Annotated in this window: 10 protein-coding genes and 1 riboswitch; of the genes, 6 read left to right on the top strand and 4 right to left on the bottom strand. The window is 48.9% G+C overall.

The features are described 5' to 3' along the window. Window positions 1–3 precede the first annotated feature (3 nt). From L3C95_RS23860 to L3C95_RS23845, 4 genes are all read left to right on the top strand, one after another. A complete protein-coding gene (locus tag L3C95_RS23860) occupies window positions 4–2766 on the top strand; it encodes a hypothetical protein (protein WP_236391414.1) in 2763 nt (920 codons plus the stop codon). After that, the gene (locus tag L3C95_RS23855) at window positions 2767–5298 is read left to right on the top strand and encodes a contractile injection system tape measure protein (protein ID WP_236391413.1); all 2532 of its coding nucleotides are present in this window, start codon (window positions 2767–2769) and stop codon (window positions 5296–5298) included. Continuing rightward, window positions 5283–6635, top strand: coding sequence for an ATP-binding protein (locus tag L3C95_RS23850; protein ID WP_236391412.1), 1353 nt, complete (start codon window positions 5283–5285; stop codon window positions 6633–6635). The genes L3C95_RS23855 and L3C95_RS23850 overlap by 16 nt, the downstream gene beginning before the upstream one ends. 577 nt (window positions 6636–7212) lie before the next feature. Next, complete coding sequence (locus tag L3C95_RS23845; RefSeq protein WP_236391411.1) at window positions 7213–8820, top strand: murein L,D-transpeptidase; 1608 nt, start codon at window positions 7213–7215, stop codon at window positions 8818–8820. 212 nt (window positions 8821–9032) lie between these two features. Here L3C95_RS23845 and L3C95_RS23840 read toward each other — a convergent pair whose 3' ends face one another. The 4 genes from L3C95_RS23840 to L3C95_RS23825 form a co-directional block, all read right to left on the bottom strand. Beyond that, window positions 9033–9779, bottom strand: coding sequence for a murein L,D-transpeptidase catalytic domain family protein (locus L3C95_RS23840; protein ID WP_236391409.1), 747 nt, complete (start codon window positions 9777–9779; stop codon window positions 9033–9035). A gap of 533 nt (window positions 9780–10312) precedes the next feature. Beyond that, complete coding sequence (locus L3C95_RS23835) at window positions 10313–11365, bottom strand: agmatine/peptidylarginine deiminase (RefSeq protein WP_236391407.1); 1053 nt, start codon at window positions 11363–11365, stop codon at window positions 10313–10315. Further along, complete coding sequence (locus L3C95_RS23830; protein WP_236391406.1) at window positions 11365–12240, bottom strand: carbon-nitrogen hydrolase; 876 nt, start codon at window positions 12238–12240, stop codon at window positions 11365–11367. Before L3C95_RS23830 ends, L3C95_RS23835 begins: the two co-directional genes overlap by 1 nt. A 56-nt stretch (window positions 12241–12296) precedes the next feature. Next, window positions 12297–14378: an STN and carboxypeptidase regulatory-like domain-containing protein gene (locus tag L3C95_RS23825; RefSeq protein ID WP_236391404.1), complete on the bottom strand. Its 2082-nt coding sequence runs from the start codon at window positions 14376–14378 to the stop codon at window positions 12297–12299. 68 nt (window positions 14379–14446) lie between these two features. Continuing rightward, window positions 14447–14661, top strand: a riboswitch (cobalamin riboswitch). 169 nt (window positions 14662–14830) lie between these two features. On the opposite strand from L3C95_RS23825, the gene L3C95_RS23820 reads away from it, so the two are divergent. Next, the gene (locus L3C95_RS23820) at window positions 14831–15895 is read left to right on the top strand and encodes a DUF5074 domain-containing protein (RefSeq protein WP_236391402.1); all 1065 of its coding nucleotides are present in this window, start codon (window positions 14831–14833) and stop codon (window positions 15893–15895) included. Between the two features lie 63 nt (window positions 15896–15958). Continuing rightward, the gene (locus tag L3C95_RS23815; RefSeq protein WP_236391400.1) at window positions 15959–17929 is read left to right on the top strand and encodes a TonB-dependent receptor; all 1971 of its coding nucleotides are present in this window, start codon (window positions 15959–15961) and stop codon (window positions 17927–17929) included. The last annotated feature ends 2 nt before the right edge of the window (window positions 17930–17931 follow it).

Raw genomic sequence — 17931 nt, 5'->3', positions numbered from 1 at the left:
TATATGGCAAAGATTCCTTTACAGATCAGCCGGGGGAAGGATCGGGATACCTCACTGGAATATACCAGGCTGCGGGCGGAAGCCCTGACCCTTGTACAGGAGCTATCCGGTCATATCTGGACGGACTATAACCTGCATGACCCGGGCGTTACCATGCTCGAGCAGTTATGTTTTGCCCTGACCGATCTGGCTTATAAGACCGACTTCCCTGTCAATGAGTTGCTGGCCGACAGGAATGGGCGTATCAATGCTACCGACAATGCGTTCTATAGCAAGGCGGATATACTCAGTTCAGGGCCGGTAACTGTAGCGGATTACCGTAAGCTGATACTGGACCAGCTGGAAGAGGTCGAGAATATATGGATCGAGCCTGTGTTGTCTAAATATACCCCGGGTGCGTCCAAGGGTACTTACCGGGTCTTTATACAGCCGGATGATAAACTGACACGTGAGATTGAGGTGCGCCGGTCTGCGGCAGACAAGCTGGTGTCGGATGTCAGGAATTGCCTGATGCGTTACAGAAGTGTAGGTGAGAACTTCGAAGAGATCTCGGTACTGAAGGCGCAGCACATTTCCATCAAGGCTACTATCATGGTGGATCCCCGCTATCCGGTAAGGGAAACGCTGGCTTATATCTGCAATGCGATCGAACAGGTGGTACATCCTTCCGTGCGCTTCCTGTCAGAGGCGGAGCTGTTGGAGGCAGGATATGCCGTAGAAGATATTTACCTCGGGCCTCAGTTGACCCGGGGCTTTGTGCCTGACGAAGACCTGCTGGAAAGAAAGCAGCAGATCGATCCTTCGGAGATGGTAAAGGCGGTTTCACTGGTGACTGGCGTATTGCAGGTGAAGTACCTGCATGTATCGGCAGATGGCGTCAATTTTAGCAGTCGCCCGGTAGTCGTACAACCCGGTTATTATCCCTATGTGGACATTGCCGACAGCCGGAATGATATTGGTATTTACAGCGATCAGTTTGAACAGCATTCCCGTGATGCGGTATTCTGGAATGTGTACCAGAAGATCAGGGAAGTGAAGAAGCGGCACTATACCGGGCAGGAGAAGGGCCTGGCGGACCATTCGCTGGAAGCTACCTACCGTGATGCGAAACAGTATTACTCCCTGCAGCATTTTTTTCCTGCCATCTATGGCGTGGGAAATGACCAGGTATCCCGCTATGAAACGCCACAGCGCAGGGCGCAGGCTAAACAACTCAAGGCGTATCTCTTATTCTTTGAACAGATCCTGGCCAACTACCTGGCGCAACTGGGCAACCTGTCGGCCGTCTTTTCGCCGGATATCAATAAGGTTCCATCTAACACATACTTTACGCAGCCACTCTACGATGTGCCACATGTAAAACATCTGCTGAAAGCCTTTACATCCGGCAAACAGAGCTGGGAGGCATTTACGGCCGATTCAGATAATGCATATGTACGGTCGCTGCAGCAAATGACGGAGCAGGATGAACTGTATCAGCAAAGGAAGGTGCGCATCTTCGATCACCTGCTGGCCCGGTTCAATATGGTGGTACCCAGGTACCCGGTCAGTCTGTATGAGATGACCTATCAGCCGCCGGATGAGAAGAACAGGATCAATTGTGAGCTGCGCTGGAAGGCCAGCATCCTGCAAAAGCTACCGGCCCTCTTGTCCGAGCGTGTACAGGCCTTCAACTATATGCAATATACCGAGGGAGCCGGCCTCTTTTCCGGGTTCCATCAATGGTTGTATAAACTGCTGCATATTGAACGTAACCTGATGGAGCCTTTGACGGCGGTCTTCAACAGAGATCATGTGGACATGAAGGTGGGCGGATGGCAGCCGGTGCCGCAGTCAAAACATATACATGTGAATGGTGAAACTGTCTGGTACAGCGATGATATAGCCGATAGTGAGATCGGTACAGAGAAGTACTATTTCGGTCATCAGCCGGTTTCTCTGTTAAAGCATGGCGTAGACCCTGTCAACTACCGGATCGTGGAAGACCCTTCGAACAATCATTTCCTCGTTTTATATAAGGCGCCCGGACAGAATACCTGGCATGCGGTAGCCAAACATTTCAGCAAGCAGGCGGCCACGCAGGCGCAGGTCCGTATGATCAGGCATCTGCAGGAGATCAGCCGGGAGTCGGAAGGTTTTTACATAGTAGAACATGCGCTGTTAAGGCCATTGCTGAAGACGGCCGCCTATGGGTTCCGGCTGTTGGGACGCGGAGGAAAACTGCTGCTGGAACAACGTACTTACCAGTCGTTCGATGACCGGGAGAATATAGTCAATCTTTTGATAGAGACAGACTGGGAGGAACTGACCGCATCAGATATGTATCAGCAGCTATTGAAATCATGCCTGGTATATACAACGCAGTCGACCCTGGAAGCCGATATGACGGAAATAGCGGTCAGTCTCCGGCAGATAGCGGCGGGATCTATTGCTGATTATCCCCGGATGGACTATTACATCGACTCAGGAAACGGGCAGGCGATGCCCGACACTTTCTACCGGCCGGCTATCTGTATAGTACTGCCTTCGTGGCCGGCCAGGTTCCAGTATGCGGAATTCAGGAAGTTCACGGAAGATCTTATCCGTGAGCAGACCCCTGTTTATTACAAGGTCAATTTCCGCTGGCTGAGTATTGCCGACATGCGTCAGTTCGAAGGCCTGTACTATCCCTGGTTAAAGGCATTGCCAGATTTTTATACCAATGGTATTGTGCCACCACAGCGTTCGAAGCTGCTGGAATTCCTCACTAAAAACAGGCGGCCGTAAATGGGTAAGGGAGAACATATTATCCGCAAGTGGACGTTTGATGTGCAGTATACAGATCAGGATAATGCCAGGGCTTTGCATGACAAATTCAGCAGCTTGTTCAACCTCCATCTATCCGCAGCTGCGGAAACTGTCATCGAGCGGGTATTGTCGCCTACGGAGAGCGTCTGGATATCGCAGCTGGAGATAGACCTGGGCACCTTACCTTATGTCAATTTTGAGCAGGACATCATCCGCTTGTTGCCCGAGGCGCTGGAAAAAGCTTTACGGGAGCGTATTGCTAAAGCGGATCAGCATAATGATGCGGTAGAGGGATTGCACTTCCGTACGGAGGCAGACCGTTATTATGCAGTGTTGGAGCATTACCTGCGTACAGGGAGCTTGCCCTGGTGGGCGCTACCTGAGGAAGGAGGAGAACTCGAAACCATGTTGCTGGCATTGATCGAAGATAATCCGGGGCGTTTTGCATTGTTCATTACCAATATCGCGCAGCAGGATTATATCCTGAAAAGGATTGCCTGGCATTTCTCGCGGAATGTGGTGCAGCAGATCATCACTTCACTGGAAGAAGCACAGGCCACTTTCATTTTAGGGTATATTACCGGGGTGATCACGCTGCACAACCGGCAGCCGCTGGTGCAGAATGCCCAGAGTGAGTTTGAGCGGGCGGTATGGCTGTTTGTGCTCACCTATCTGGTTACAGACAACAGTGGTCAGTTCAACAGGAAACAGTTCATCCGCCGTAACCTGGAAAGACTGGCGCGGCACTTCAACGTCGATTATTTTCACCTGTTATATATTTTCCGCAAAGCGATAGATACCTACCGGCAATACATTCCTTCAGATTCTTTCGTCACTTTCATTCAGGTATTGTATGAAGAGAATGAAGCGGCGGGATTGCATTCGACTGGTGGACAGTCGCTGGTTGTGATGCCGCACAATGCCTATGAGAATGTGGTGGCGCCCCGTTTACTGCCACTGCCGGGAGGCATGCATAGCGACCTGCCGCTGCCATTGTTATGGATCAACTACGACACGATCGTCAGCAAAGAAGACCGGGAAGAGGTATGGGAGCAGGCGGTGGTCTTGTTCCGTGCATTTATCACCGGCCAGCCATTGCCCCTGTGGTTCAGCAGATTACAGACAGGGCGCCAGGATGTGTTGCTGAAGCAGGCAGTGATCCTGCTGTTCAGGAAACGTCCGCTCTTGCTGGCGTCCATGTGGGAGCAGCCGGTGCATCAATTGCAGGCGAGGCTGGAAGTACATCGCTTGTTTGACAGGCCGGTCACACCGCTGGAAGAGAACATCCGCAAACAATTGCAGGTCTATGCTGAGCAGGATACCATTCAATTCCTGCAACAGGCATTGCCGCATACATTCATACAACACCGGAACAGCTTCAGGGAGATATGGCTGCAATACCAGCAGCGTTCTCATACCGAGCGACTGGCGTTTTACCGGAGCGTACTGGCGCCGGTAGCCGTATTACAACAGGTAGCACTACATACTACCGAAGATGATTTCTGGCAGATGATGCGTGATGCATTACCGCTGTTGTGGGGCAATCATACCATCACTGCATTGAAGGAGTGGCAGGGCCTGATGGAAAGCCTGCTGACGGATAACCTGGAGCGGGAGCGTATCCGGTTACTTTTCCGCCGCTTCAATCTGTTGTGGCTATCAGGAAAGATACAAGTGAATAACAGCGACGACTATATCACCCACCTGGCGAAGTTCATCGGCAGTTATGACGAGACAACCATGCACAAACTGCTGAAGGCAATTGTCAGTTATGATATGGGGACGGTATCATCGTTTACACAGATCCGTGCAGCAGTGCCGGTGTTGCAACAGGCTACGGCGGCTATATTGAAAACAAGTGCAACGCAGGCCGTTGCAGTATCTGAAGAGCAACAGGCACTGGTACCTGCCCGTCGAAAAGACGAAGTACCAGCACCTATGCAGGAAGAAAGACCTTATGAAAGTCTCTTCGGCAGAAAGCAGCCGATAGCAGGAACCGCGGAACAGGCGGTGGCTACACAGAATGCAGGCCTGGTGTTGCTGCATCCGTTCTTCCATACTTATTTCTCCCGCCTGGAGTTATTGTCAGCAGGAAAATTTGTGAATGAAATGGCCCGGCACAAAGCTGTCAGACTATTACAGCTACTGGTAGATGACGGCCAGGAGCAGCAGGAGCATGCATTGTTGTTGAACAAGGTACTGTGTAATATGCCCTGGGAGGAACCACTGATCCCTGACATTGAAATAACGGACGCGGAGAAGGCGCTGGCGCGTTCACTGATAGGCGCAGCCATCCAGCAATGGCCGAAGATGCATAATAGCTCCGTAGAAGGGTTCAGGGCATCCTTCCTGAAGCGGGAGGGCCTGCTCTGGCAAACAGAGGAAGCCTGGATGTTGCAGGTGAAGCAACGCAGCTATGATATTATTTTACAGACACTACCCTGGAGTTATGGCATGATGCGATTTGCCTGGCTCCCTAAAATGTTATATACCGAATGGACAATCACCTGATTGCAGCCAATGCAACAGCTTTATACAACGATCTGCAATGGTTCAGCGAAATACTGCAAATGAGAATGAAACAGTATTTTGAGCAGGCACATACCTATGTGGCTGAAGAACCCCCTCCGCCACCGGGCGTAAAGGGGGCGGTGTATTCCCAGATCGTCAGTCACTATAATATGAGCGTACCCGAAAGACTGGTGCTGTTGCTGGCTTTATGTCCGCATATACAACCGCAGCTGCTGGACGTTTTCTTCGTCAAGAACAGTACTTATGACAGGGGCTTTACAGAATTTGGCGGTATCAAGGGTAACCAGCATGGTGGCTTTCTGCCAACGGGTGAGACAGCGGCGTTCCTGCTGGCAGCCAATGACCTGCAACAGCGTTTTCAGTTGCTGCAGTTATTCAGCCCGGGGCATTTCTTTGCGAGGCATAATATGTTGAAACTTGTGTCGGCGCATGTAGACGAGCCTTCCCTAAGTGGCGGCCTGCAGATCTCTTCGGAGTACCTGAGCTTCTTTACACATGGTACGGCGTATCAGCCGCATTACAGTACACAGTTTCCCGCAAAACAGATCCGCACAGACCTGGACTGGAAAGACCTTGTGCTGGACCAGCATATCATGGCAGAAGTAGAAGAGATCCGTACCTGGATAGAACACGGTCCTACACTGATGAAGGAATGGCAGATGGAGAGCAGGATCAAACCCGGTTACAGGGCCTTGTTCTATGGTCCGCCGGGAACGGGTAAATCATTTACCGCCTGCCTGCTGGGGAAGACATTCCAACTGGATGTATACCGTATTGACCTGTCTATGGTGGTATCCAAGTATATCGGTGAAACGGAGAAGAACCTGGCGGGCGTCTTTGATCAGGCAGCAAATAAGAACTGGATCCTCTTCTTTGATGAAGCGGATGCCTTGTTCGGTAAGCGTAGTGCTACCAACTCTTCGCATGACCGTTACGCTAACCAGGAAGTGGCGTACCTGCTGCAAAGGATAGAAGATTTCCCCGGGCTGGTCGTGCTTGCTACCAACCTGAAGGCGAATATTGACGAAGCCTTCGGAAGAAGGTTCCAGTCGATGATCTATTTCCCTGTTCCCGGGCCGGCGCAGCGGCAACGTCTCTGGCAGCAGTCGTTCCCTCCACAGGTACAGCTGGATGCGGATGTAAGCCTGGAAGACATCGCTAAGAAATATGAACTGGCCGGAGGAGCTATCATCAATGTAGTGCAATATAGTTGCCTCGCAGCGCTCAGGAAAAATAGTAAGACTATTTTACTGAAAGATATACTGACGGGTATACGTAAGGAGTTCAATAAAGAAGGGAAGACGTTGAATTTCTAGAATGTGAACCCATTGTGCGGTCCCGCGGGGGAAACCTATATTCGGGGTTGAAATTTATATCCCCAGGGTTGAATCCCATATTCGGGGGTTATCCCATATTCCCCGGGGTTGTAATCCCCATTCCGGGTTGAAACCCGTTCATCCCCGGGGTTGAAACCCCGCGCTACAAACACACGGCACCTACGGAGCCGATTGGCGTTTTGTTGCCCGGTTTGTTGTTGTTGCCGGGATTGAATCCAATATTCAGGGTTATCCCATATTCCCGGTTCCCCGGGGTTGAAACCCCGCGCTACAAACACACGGCACCTACGGAGCCGATTGGCGTTTTGTTGCCCGGTTTGTTGTTGCCGGGATTGAATCCAATATACCGGGATGAAACCTATATTCCGTAGTTGAATCCTATATCCTCCGGGGTTGAAAACCAGCGTTACAAATACACGGCGCCTACGGCCGATTGTGGCGAATGACCCCATTATGCGGTCCCAGTGGTGGACGCCGTGCTACAAACATATGGTGAATGGATCTCTGTTGTCTGGGAGCTCAGGGCAGAGGCACGCCTTTTGTATCCGGGTAAAGCATGAGAACGATCAATATATTGTTGGTGACCGTATGCGCGTTGCTCATCTTTTCATATAGCTGCAATAACAAAAGTGCAGAGGAGCAACACGAGACTTTGACCATTACACCCCGAAACACCCAGGTTACACCTGCGAATGCTTACAATGATCTCTTTCTTGACACCAGTGACGTAAGTAAATTCATCGCGAAGCAAAAGCTGAACGATACGTTGGCTAACCGCTTGCGCAGCTTTTACAACGCACGTAATTATGAGTTTGCCTGGTTTGATAGTCATGGGTTGAATGAACAGGCCTATGGCTTCCGCAGTCTCTATGATTACAGCGTGGATACGAGTGAGAATAATAAGTCGCTCGAATACCGGCTGAACGCTATGATGACCGGCGATATCGATTCTGCGGCTTCTCCGCGGGATGCCGATATCGTAAAGACCGAGTTGCAACTGACCCTGCGTCTTATCGATTATTACCTGAATATTGGTCCTGATAAAACAATAGAAGGCCTGGAGAGTGTGGTGCCTGCAAAGAAGGAGGAAACCATGAAGCGGGCAGCTGCTGTTCTCGACGATAAGAATAAAGAGGCAATAAACAGTACATATAGCGCGCTTTTAAAACCGTTACAGCAATATATGGACATTGCGAAGAAAGGAGGATGGGACACGATTACTGTAGAGAAGAAGAAACGGTATAAAAAGGGAGACAGTACTGCCCTTATTGGCTGGGTGAAAAGGCGTTTACAGATCACGGGGGAATATCCTGAGCAGGATACGACGACTATATTCAATGACGGATTGGAGAACGCAGTGAAATTGTTCGAAGCGACCCATGGTCATACGCCCAAAGGCGTTATTACAGATACGCTGCTGCGTGAAATGAATATTCCCGCCATTAAGCTGGTGCAGGCTATGCTTATTAACCTTGAGCGGATGCGCTGGGCGCCGCCTGCGCCGGAAGGCCGTCTTATACTGGTAAACATTCCGGAGTTCGCACTGCATGTATGGAATAATAAAAATAAGGAGTTTGACATGCCGGTGGTAGTCGGTAAGGAAGGTAAGAATACCACCATGTTCTCGGGCGATCTTAACCAGATTGTATTCAGTCCTTACTGGAACCTGCCTAACAGTATCGTGCGCGAGGAGATATTACCGGCAATAGCGCGCAACAGTAATTATCTGAGTGAAAAGAATATGGAGGTGACGGGAGAGCGGAACGGACTACCTGTTATCAGGCAATTGCCGGGAGACGATAACCCGCTGGGAAAGGTGAAGTTCCTGTTCCCTAACAGTTTCAATATCTACTTTCACGACACTAACCAGAAGTATCTGTTCGAAAAAGATAAACGGGCTTTCAGTCACGGTTGTATCCGCTTAGGAGATCCTGTCAGGTTAGCCAACTACCTGTTAGCAGATAATAGTACCTGGACGCCAGAAAAAATTGATAGTGCAATGAACAGTGGGAAGGAGAAATACGTTAAGATAAAGGACCCGGTACCAGTGTTGATCACGTATTATACCGTCTGGGTCGACGAGGCAGGAAGACTGCAGTTCAGAGAGGATATTTATGACCATGATGCTTATACAGCCTATAAACTCTTTACAGATCCGAAATAACCAAGATCCTGATCACTACGACATCATATAAAATTCATCCCATCCCCCTGGCCCTTTTCGGTACACGCATTATCACCATGCAGAGGCCGGTAATGTTATTGCAGCGTGCAAGCGTAGACGCTGTCATGTGGGTATCTGAAGAGGGGCCAGGGAGGATGAAGGATGAGTGGATCTGATTTAATTATTGGAAAATGGATGTCAGATTCGCATCTTTAAGCGACAGTAGTGTCTTTCTCCGCCGCCAACATCTTTGAATTAGCCATGTATGATTTATCGGGACTGTACAGGAACAGACAGCTGCCATCTTTAATGACTTCGATGATCTGTTTATGTACCTTTTCAGGAATAGCCGGGCAACCCAGGCTACGTCCCACATATCCCTGCAATTTTGCGATCTTTTCGCTGACATATGCCGCACTGTGCATCACGATACCCCTGCTCATGGCATTGTCATTAATACCTTCTTCTTCGCCTTCCAAACGCAGGGAATAACCATGCTGACCCTTGTATGTCTCACCAGTCACATAGAATCCCAGGCTGCTCTTAAAGCTTTCTGGCGCATTGGAGAAAGCGGTGGCAACAGCAGTGCCTGAATTTCGCCCGTGAGATACGAAAGTGTTAAACAGTACAGTTTCCTTTTTCAGGTCAATCACGAATAAGCGTTTCTTATTCGACGGTTGACTAAAGTCGGCGATGGTCAGCAGATCGGGATTTTTCAGTCTGCCTTCTTTATCCAGCTTTTCCAAACCGGACAGGGCATATTCGAACGCCTCTTTAGATAATCCCAGTGAGTCCAGCTTCAATGCGGCAAACAGTGCCTGTTTATTATTGAAGTTGCTTTCGGCAAGGGGAATGATCTTCGTTTTATTCCCGGCAGAGGGAGCAATGGTAAAAAGGATCCCGGCAAACAGACCGGCGGTAAGGGCGTATTTAATGAATTTCTTAACAGGTTTCTTCATCAATGGAACAGGATTGGAATTTGTTAAAAATAAGCCGGGCCTGCTCGCAGTCCGGCTGTGTTTTGTTAAAACGACTAATGCAAATTTAACGCAGAAAATGCTAAAGAATTGTGAAAGAGGTTAATTTAAGCTCTGCAGTAGACTGAGGTTTAACAATGTTATGACATTAAACGGGTGAACGCGTTTTAAAAGAAAAAGCTGGTAGCCACGTGAATAGGGAGCGGGGCCGCTGGGTTGTACTGTAATATTGGCAGGGAGGCAGGTTGACCAATTTTGAACCTCCATAGCATGCATTATACATGCCTTTGATATGCCTTTGATATGCCTCTGTAATAGCGGTTGCCGGGTGAGAAGTTTCAGGTAAGGTGTCAGGCCGGCAGCACAATCGAAGTGTAACGCACTAGTTTACATAACCTATGCAGACTCGTCCATAAATAAGCGCTTAGAAGCCTTTAACTCAGAAAATGAAGGCAAGAGAAAAGCCTGCCAGGAGTTTTATTCCTAACAGGCTTAAAATATTGTTTCTAACCGGTTTAAACAGCAGGTTCCTGCTGGCTCAGGCAGTGAAAGCTGCCCAGGCCCCAGATGATCTCGGTAGAGTCAATTCCTACTACCTGACGATCCTTGAAACATTCCGCGATTATCTGCAATGCTTTATCGTCGTTCTTACAGTTGTAAACAGGAACGATTACATGCTTGTTGCTGATGTAGAAATTAGCATATGAGGCCGGCAGGCGCTGGTCGTCGTATGCAACCGCATCAGGCATAGGTAGTTCTACGACATTCAGCTGCTTACCATTCAGGAGGCGCATCTGTTGTAACTGGCGGAGGTTGCCCTGCAGCAGTTCGTAGTTTTCATCCTGTTTATTGCTCTCTACAACGGTGAGAACGGTATCTTCATTTACAAAACGAATGGTATCGTCAATATGGCCGTCTGTATCATCACCCACAATCCCTTCATCTACCCAGAGCACCTGGTCAACACCATAATAGTCTTGTAGATACACTTCTATCTGCTCCCTGTTCAGATGCGGATTCCGGTTTTCGTTCAGGAGGCAGCAGCAGGAGGTCAGGACGGTGCCTTTTCCGTTAAATTCCACAGAACCGCCTTCCATGATGATGCCCGGATTGTACACCGGCAGCTTGAAATGTTCCGCGATACGGGTAGGGACGATGTCGTCTTTGTCGAAAGGAGGATATTTGCCGCCCCAGGCGTTATAATTCCAGTCTACGATAACTTTTTTCTGTTCTGCAGCCGGATTGATGAGGAAAGCAGGGCCATGGTCACGGCACCAGGCGTCGTTGGTAGGATGGAAGAAGAACTCCACCTTGTCCATGTTTACGCCGGCGTTGCGCAGGTGACCGGTAGCGAATGCCTTCATGGCTTCGTCATTCACATTGATACGGACCAGTTCACTTTCCGCCAGGTATTTTACAAACTGGCTGTAGTAAGGATAGATCGTATGGATCTTTCCGGGCCAGCTGGCTTCTTTATGAGGCCAGCTCAGCCAGGTAGCGACATGCGGATGGAATTCGGCAGGGAAGAAGTATCCCTGCTGTTTCAGCGTTGGTTGTCCGTTTATCATTATGCTTCGTCGATAAATCTTTTAGTGATAGGAGCGTAAGAGTCAATTCTTCTGTCGCGCATAAACGGCCAGTGAGTACGGTACCTGTCGGTCGTATTCAGGTCCAGTTCCTGTACATGCACTTCTTCCTGGTCGTGAGACGCCTGGTAGATAATAGTGCCGAATGGATTGGAGATGAAGGAACCACCCCAGAATTTCATGAGGCCATCCTGTTCGAAACCTACACGGTTCACGCTAACTACGTGTATGCCGTTGGCAACCGCGTGACTGCGCTGGATGGTCTGCCATGCGTTGTACTGTTCTGTGTTGGTGGCTTCGTCCTGAGAGGTAGCCCAGCCGATAGCAGTTGGATAGAACAGTATTTCAGCGCCCATGAGGGCAGTGATCCTGGCAGCTTCCGGATACCACTGGTCCCAGCAGATGAGTACACCGAGGGTAGCGAATTTCGTCTTGAAGACTTTATATCCCAGGTCGCCCGGGGTGAAGTAGAATTTCTCGTAATAAGCCGGATCGTCCGGGATATGCATTTTACGGTATTTACCCAGGTAGGTCCCGTCTGCATCCAGTACGGCAGTGGTGTTGTGGTAGAGGCCCTGTGCACGTTTCTCGAAGAGGGAGGCGATGATCACGACGCCCAGTTCAGCCGCTACTTTCTGCAGAGAGTCGGTAGACGGACCGGGGATAGGTTCTGCCAGGGAGAAATTCTCATAATCCTCCACATCACAGAAATAAAGGGAAGTAAACAATTCCTGCAAACAAACGATCTGCGCACCTTTAGCGGCGGCGTCACGGATACCTTTGCTAGCCTTGGCAAGGTTTTCAGCCTTGTCTTTGCTGCAGGACATTTGCACAAAACCTACTTTAACTTTTGACATTACCTGAGTTTAAATTTTACCGTTTAAAAAATGAAGGGGCAAAATTACCAAATAATCTAGAAAAACCCGATGCCGATATGCCAGCCAAACCAGCCGAGGATCCCTTCGCCAAAATCGAAGGGGCTGTAGTGCCTGGGGACCTTTATTTCATGATCCGGTTCAGACACATCCAGTTTGTCGCTATGATAAACGGTAAACGTCGGGCCGGCAAAGAAAGTGATCTTTTTTGCCAGCCGCCTGTTCCAGGCAGCTTGTAATCTGGCCATGGTATTGGTAGAGTTCCAGTTGCCTACGTAGAGGTATTGTGAGGTCAATTCGGCAGTAATAAAGGAGAAAGGAGATAATCTGAAATCATGGCCGATACCGTAACCGAAGGAGTAGGCCCGCTTGTCGCCCAGGCTCATGCCTGCCACGATGAGGCTGTATAACTTGCGGTTACCGGATTTATAGGCCACGTTCAGTTCCAGGATCTCGTTGGTATAGACCTGTACCTGGTGATAACCCCTTCTAACAAAGCTAACCAGGCCAATGCTGTAACCATCGGAGGAATCAGCGTAGTTCAGTAGTCCAATCTGTACACCTTTAAGAATGCCGGCATAGTTGACCAGGCCGGATATCTGAGTGCCGATGGTGGTGTCTATACTGACATTCACCAAACCAGCGATCTGAGCGCCCTTTAGTCGCCTGGTATAGTTAATAGCGCCGGATATCTGTGCGCCGTTAGTAGTATCGATATTGACATTCACCAAACCAGCAATCTCAGCGCCCTTTAGTCCGCTGGTATAGTTAATAGCGCCGGATATCTGAGCGCCGCTGGTGGTATCGATATTGACATTCACCAAACCCGCTATCTGAGCGCCCTTTAGCCGGCTGGTGTAGTTAATAGCGCCGGATATCTGTGCGCCGTTGGTGGTATCGATATTAACATTCACCATACCGCCAATCTGCGCCCCTCCAATACCCTGGGCATAGTTGACCCCACCTGCCAGCTGTGCGCCGCTGACGGTTCCTCTTGCCACACCGATGACGCCGGCTGCCTGTACGCCCTCAGTATTGCCTCCGGCATGGCTGATGGCGCCGGAAAGTTGCGCACCTTTTGATTCGCCGCCAGTCTGACTATATATCCCGCTCAGCTGTGCTCCGCGGAAACCACGTTTCAGCATATTACTTACCCCGGCTGCCTGTACACCTTTCAATGAATCCATGGTATGGTTATGTACACCGGCCAATTGGACGCCGGTCATACGTCCGCCGACGATATTAGATATCCCTGCGATCTGCACCCACTTCACGTTCTTCTGATCGATGTTAAACACCCCGGCCAGTTCGACCCCGCTGAGACCTGCGGTATAACCACCAATCAGGTTCAGGGAAAATTTATTGATCACCTGTGAGCCTATTTTGCCATGTGTACCAATAGCAGGAACAAGCGAGTACTGGTAAGGCTGTTTGGTAAAGAAATCGCTCAGGTTGAGACTCTGCATCCGCTGGCGGGAGGATAGAAAGAAGCGGCCGAACATGGTCTGCTCTACATGGGAATACTTATTTACATCTACTACGCTAAGCTGTATGGGAGGAGCCGGTTTAATACTGGCGTCCAGTTCCTGGTCATGACCTGCAATTATCAGCATGATGGTATCCCGGTACAGTTCCTTACTAACGGTCAGCATGGCGGCGGTCTTTTCTCTTTCACGCAGGCGTATCTTGTAATAACCCTGGTCGTTGGTCATGGTGGAGATGAGCTGCATTCTTTCATAGACGCTGGCATTGCTGATAGGTGAGCCGGTGACAGCGTCTTTTACATGTCCGCTTACCACGAACCATTTCTCTTTGGATGAAGTACCGGGTTGTATAATGATCTGGTTACCTATTTCACGGAACTGGAAATTGCCCTGGAACAGCATGTCCAGGACCTGTTTTACCGACTTGTTGGTGACATGTACTGTTACGAGACTATCGTCATGAATAAATTCCTTTACATAAGAAAAATGAAATCCGCCCTGCATACTAATGTTATCTAGTACTACAGCAAGGGGTTGGCGGTCGGCGTCGACTGTAACCGTTTTATTGAGCGGGCTTTGGGCATAACCGGCGTAGCTTCCGCAGAAGAATACTACCAGCAGGAATAGATGTTTCAACAGAACAGTTTTGAATTTGCGGCAAGATACTACCTATTTTTCTTTTTGGATATTAACTACTCATACTGTAGGTTTGTGCCGCATTTGGTTTCACCTGGTGGTGAATTAATAGGGAATCCGGTGTAAATCCGGAGCTATCCCCGTAGCTGTGATCCTGCATCGTATACAACGATCGATTTTTCCGGACACTCATTCTCCCAAAGCCACTGTTCGACTAAGACGGACGGGAAGGCCCGGAAAAAGCAGGAGAGCCAGAAGACCTGCCAATAGCAACCGACATTCCGTGCCTTCGGGTGAAAGACACTTGATGCAGTTACAGCCTGTAGGGGCGCTGTTTCTTATTCTATCAATTTATTGGTGCCGGTAAGAAAGTCACTGTAGACAGGATTGTCTGTGAGTAGTCATTTCGTCTGAATGTAGGTCATGGTATCTACCAAGATAAAGTTCTAATTATGCATAAAAATTTACGCTCCTGGTTACTGGCGGGTTTAATATTAACCGCTGCTTCCTGTAAGAATGATGATGTTGTGACGCCTCCTCCGGGCAAGTATGACAATGGTTTTTACATTGTCAGTGAAGGTAATTTCGGTGTTGCCCCTGGTGATATCAACTACTATGATTATGACAAGGATTCCATTTACAAGTATGTTTATTCTGCTGAGAATCCTGGTAAAAAGCTGGGTACTTCTTCCACTACTATGCAGTTTGGTACAGTGTATAATGATAAGTTATACCTGGTAGGTAAATATGATGGTCCGTTGGTTGCTGTTGATGCTGCCACATTGAAAGAGACCGGAAGAGTGGATAGCCTGCCAGGACACGACGGACGCGCATTCCTGGGAGTGGATATCAACAAGGGATTACTCAGTACTGCTGCAGGACTGTACCGCCTGACCCTGACCCCGTTGACTTTAGGTACAAAGGTTAGCAGTGTGGATGGAGAAGTGAAGGATATGTTCATGAGTTGGAACTATATATTTGTAATATCAGCTAAAGACGGTATCCTGGCCCTGGACGCCTTTGATTACCACCTGGTGAAGAAACTGGGAACGGCAGTATCCGGCTTTGTACTGACCAAAGATGATAGAGATTGGGTGTGGGCAGCTTCCGCTACACAGCTGAAGAGGATCAATGTTGCCACGTTGGCAGTAGATAGTATTACGACCGGTTTCCCTGTTCATTTTAATGAATGGACATACACCAATAGCTCTATGGTGGCATCCACTAAAGAGAATGCTATATTTATTATCTCCGGTAATAACAAGGTATACCGTTATACCGGTGATGCAGCGTCTTTAAGTACACCGTTCATTACCCTTCCCGCAGGACAGTATTTCTACGGAAAAGGTATCGCCTACGATAGAAAGAGGAATTACCTGATATTGAACAGTAATACCAATATCTATGGCGCAGATGCCAAAAATACGATCTATATGTATAATGCGACTACAGGTGCCTTGCAGCACAGCAAGACTTACGAGGGATTCTATTTCCCTGGTATGGTTGTTTTCCGTTAATTCATTGAGACATACTTGAACAATCGCCACTCCATACGATCCGTATTTCTTTTTATCCTGTGCATGGCAGCTCATTACAGACTGCATGCACAGGATAAAGTGGCGTTGCCTGGCAAAGACACATCGGCCACCAGGCTGTTGCAAGGTGTGACCATCTTCTCTGACAGAAGTAACCCCGTATCGCCGGTACAGACGCTGAGCGGTATTGCACTGGAAAAGATGAACAGTCTTTCTGTAGCAGATGCCGTACGGTTTTTTTCGGGGGTACAGCTGAAGGATTACGGCGGACTGGGAGGATTGAAAACACTGAATGTGCGCAGTATGGGTACCAACCATACAGGTGTGTTCTATGATGGTGTGCAGCTGGGCAATGCCCAGAACGGCACAGTGGACCTCGGAAGATTTTCTTTGGATAATATAGAACAGATAGATCTCTACAATGCCCAGAAGGGCGTCCTGTTACAACCGGCGAAAGGGTTTGCAGCCGCTTCGGCTATTTACCTGCAATCCCGCAAGCCGGTGTTTCAGGAGGGAGAAAAGACACATGGAAAGGTGGCCTTTAAAACAGGGTCTTTCGGCCTGGTGAATCCATCGCTAAGACTGGAACAACGACTGTCTGATCGTTTATCGGCTGTAGTAAGCAGTGAATGGCTGCATGGTAATGGCAGGTATAAGTTCAGGTATACCAACGGCACCTACGATACTACTGCTGTCAGGGAGAATGCCGCGATAGACGCTGCGCGCGTAGAGGCGGGATTGTATGGTCAGCTGAAAGACAGCAGCAGCTGGCAGGCAAAGGTGTATTATTACAATTCTACACGCGGATTGCCAGGCGCGATTGTCAGTAACAAATTTCTCAACGGACAACATCAGTGGGACCGGAACCTGTTCATACAATCATCCTACAAAAAACAATTCGGGAAGCGGTATACCATGCTGCTGAATGCGAAGTTCATGTATGATTATGTGCGTTACCTGGATACGGCTATTGTTACGGTGAATGGCCCTTTGATGAACCGGTATCAGCAGAAAGAATATTACATCTCTTCTGCCAACCAGTATAAGCTTACTTCTTTCTGGGATGTGGCTTTATCGGCCGACTTCCAGGTAAACGAAATGACCGCTGTTAACCTCGATCATTTTGCTATTCCCACCCGTTACAGCACACTCGCAGCAGCAGCTACACAGTTGCACCTGGGACCAGTGGAACTGCAGGGTAATCTGCTGGCTACTGTCGTGAATGAAACGACCAAAGCATATACAGCAGGCCGGGATTTTCATAAGTTTACCCCTACCGTATTAGTCTCCTGGCAGCCTTTCCGGGGAGAGGATCTGAAGTTCAGGGCATTCTACAAGAGTAGTTTTCGCATGCCAACCTTTAACGACATGTATTATAGTACTGTGGGAAATCCTGCCTTACGGCCGGAGTATGCCAAACAGTATAATATCGGGACGGGGTATACGAGAAATTCGTCGGGTTTCCTGCAATTCTTCTCCCTGCAGGCAGATGCTTACTATACCCATGTAAAGGATAAGATCGTGGCTTCTCCGGGTCGTAATTTTCAGTGGATGATGCAGAATATTGGTTCCGTCGATATTTATGGAATTGACGCCAGCGTACAGTTATCGCCCGTGTTGCTGCAGCCTGTGAAGACCGATTTTTCTGTGAAGTATACGTATCAGCAGGCAATGGACATGAGCAATCCGGCGGAGGTGAATTACAAGGACCAGATAGCCTACATTCCTTTACATAGCGGATCGTTCATTGCGCATGCCTCCTGGAATAAGTGGGATGTAAACTATAGTTTTATCTATGTCGGAGAAAGATATTTCCTGAATACCAATATTCCGCTATATTACATGGAGCCCTGGTATACGAGCGATGTGTCGGTCACTACAAGTTTGTTATTTGGTCGCAAGCTGGTGAAGCTGACAGGGGAATTAAACAATATATTTAATCAATACTACGACGTTGTAATTAACTACCCGATGCCGGGGCGTTATTACCGTCTTAGTGCGAGTATAAATTTTTAGCC

Origin of the sequence: Chitinophaga filiformis (genome assembly GCF_021646545.1) — a bacterium.
GTDB lineage: Bacteria > Bacteroidota > Bacteroidia > Chitinophagales > Chitinophagaceae > Chitinophaga > Chitinophaga filiformis_A.
This window is presented reverse-complemented; position numbering and strand designations above follow the sequence as displayed.

What these genes read in the sequence shown, in the direction of transcription:
- L3C95_RS23860 (WP_236391414.1), top strand. Translation starts at nt 4, where the DNA reads ATGGCAAAGATTCCTTTACAGATCAGCCGGGGGAAGGATCGGGATACC.
- L3C95_RS23855 (WP_236391413.1), top strand. Translation starts at nt 2,767, where the DNA reads ATGGGTAAGGGAGAACATATTATCCGCAAGTGGACGTTTGATGTGCAG.
- L3C95_RS23850 (WP_236391412.1), top strand. Translation starts at nt 5,283, where the DNA reads ATGGACAATCACCTGATTGCAGCCAATGCAACAGCTTTATACAACGAT.
- L3C95_RS23845 (WP_236391411.1), top strand. Translation starts at nt 7,213, where the DNA reads ATGAGAACGATCAATATATTGTTGGTGACCGTATGCGCGTTGCTCATC.
- L3C95_RS23840 (WP_236391409.1), bottom strand. Translation starts at nt 9,779, where the DNA reads ATGAAGAAACCTGTTAAGAAATTCATTAAATACGCCCTTACCGCCGGT.
- L3C95_RS23835 (WP_236391407.1), bottom strand. Translation starts at nt 11,365, where the DNA reads ATGATAAACGGACAACCAACGCTGAAACAGCAGGGATACTTCTTCCCT.
- L3C95_RS23830 (WP_236391406.1), bottom strand. Translation starts at nt 12,240, where the DNA reads ATGTCAAAAGTTAAAGTAGGTTTTGTGCAAATGTCCTGCAGCAAAGAC.
- L3C95_RS23820 (WP_236391402.1), top strand. Translation starts at nt 14,831, where the DNA reads ATGCATAAAAATTTACGCTCCTGGTTACTGGCGGGTTTAATATTAACC.
- L3C95_RS23815 (WP_236391400.1), top strand. Translation starts at nt 15,959, where the DNA reads ATGGCAGCTCATTACAGACTGCATGCACAGGATAAAGTGGCGTTGCCT.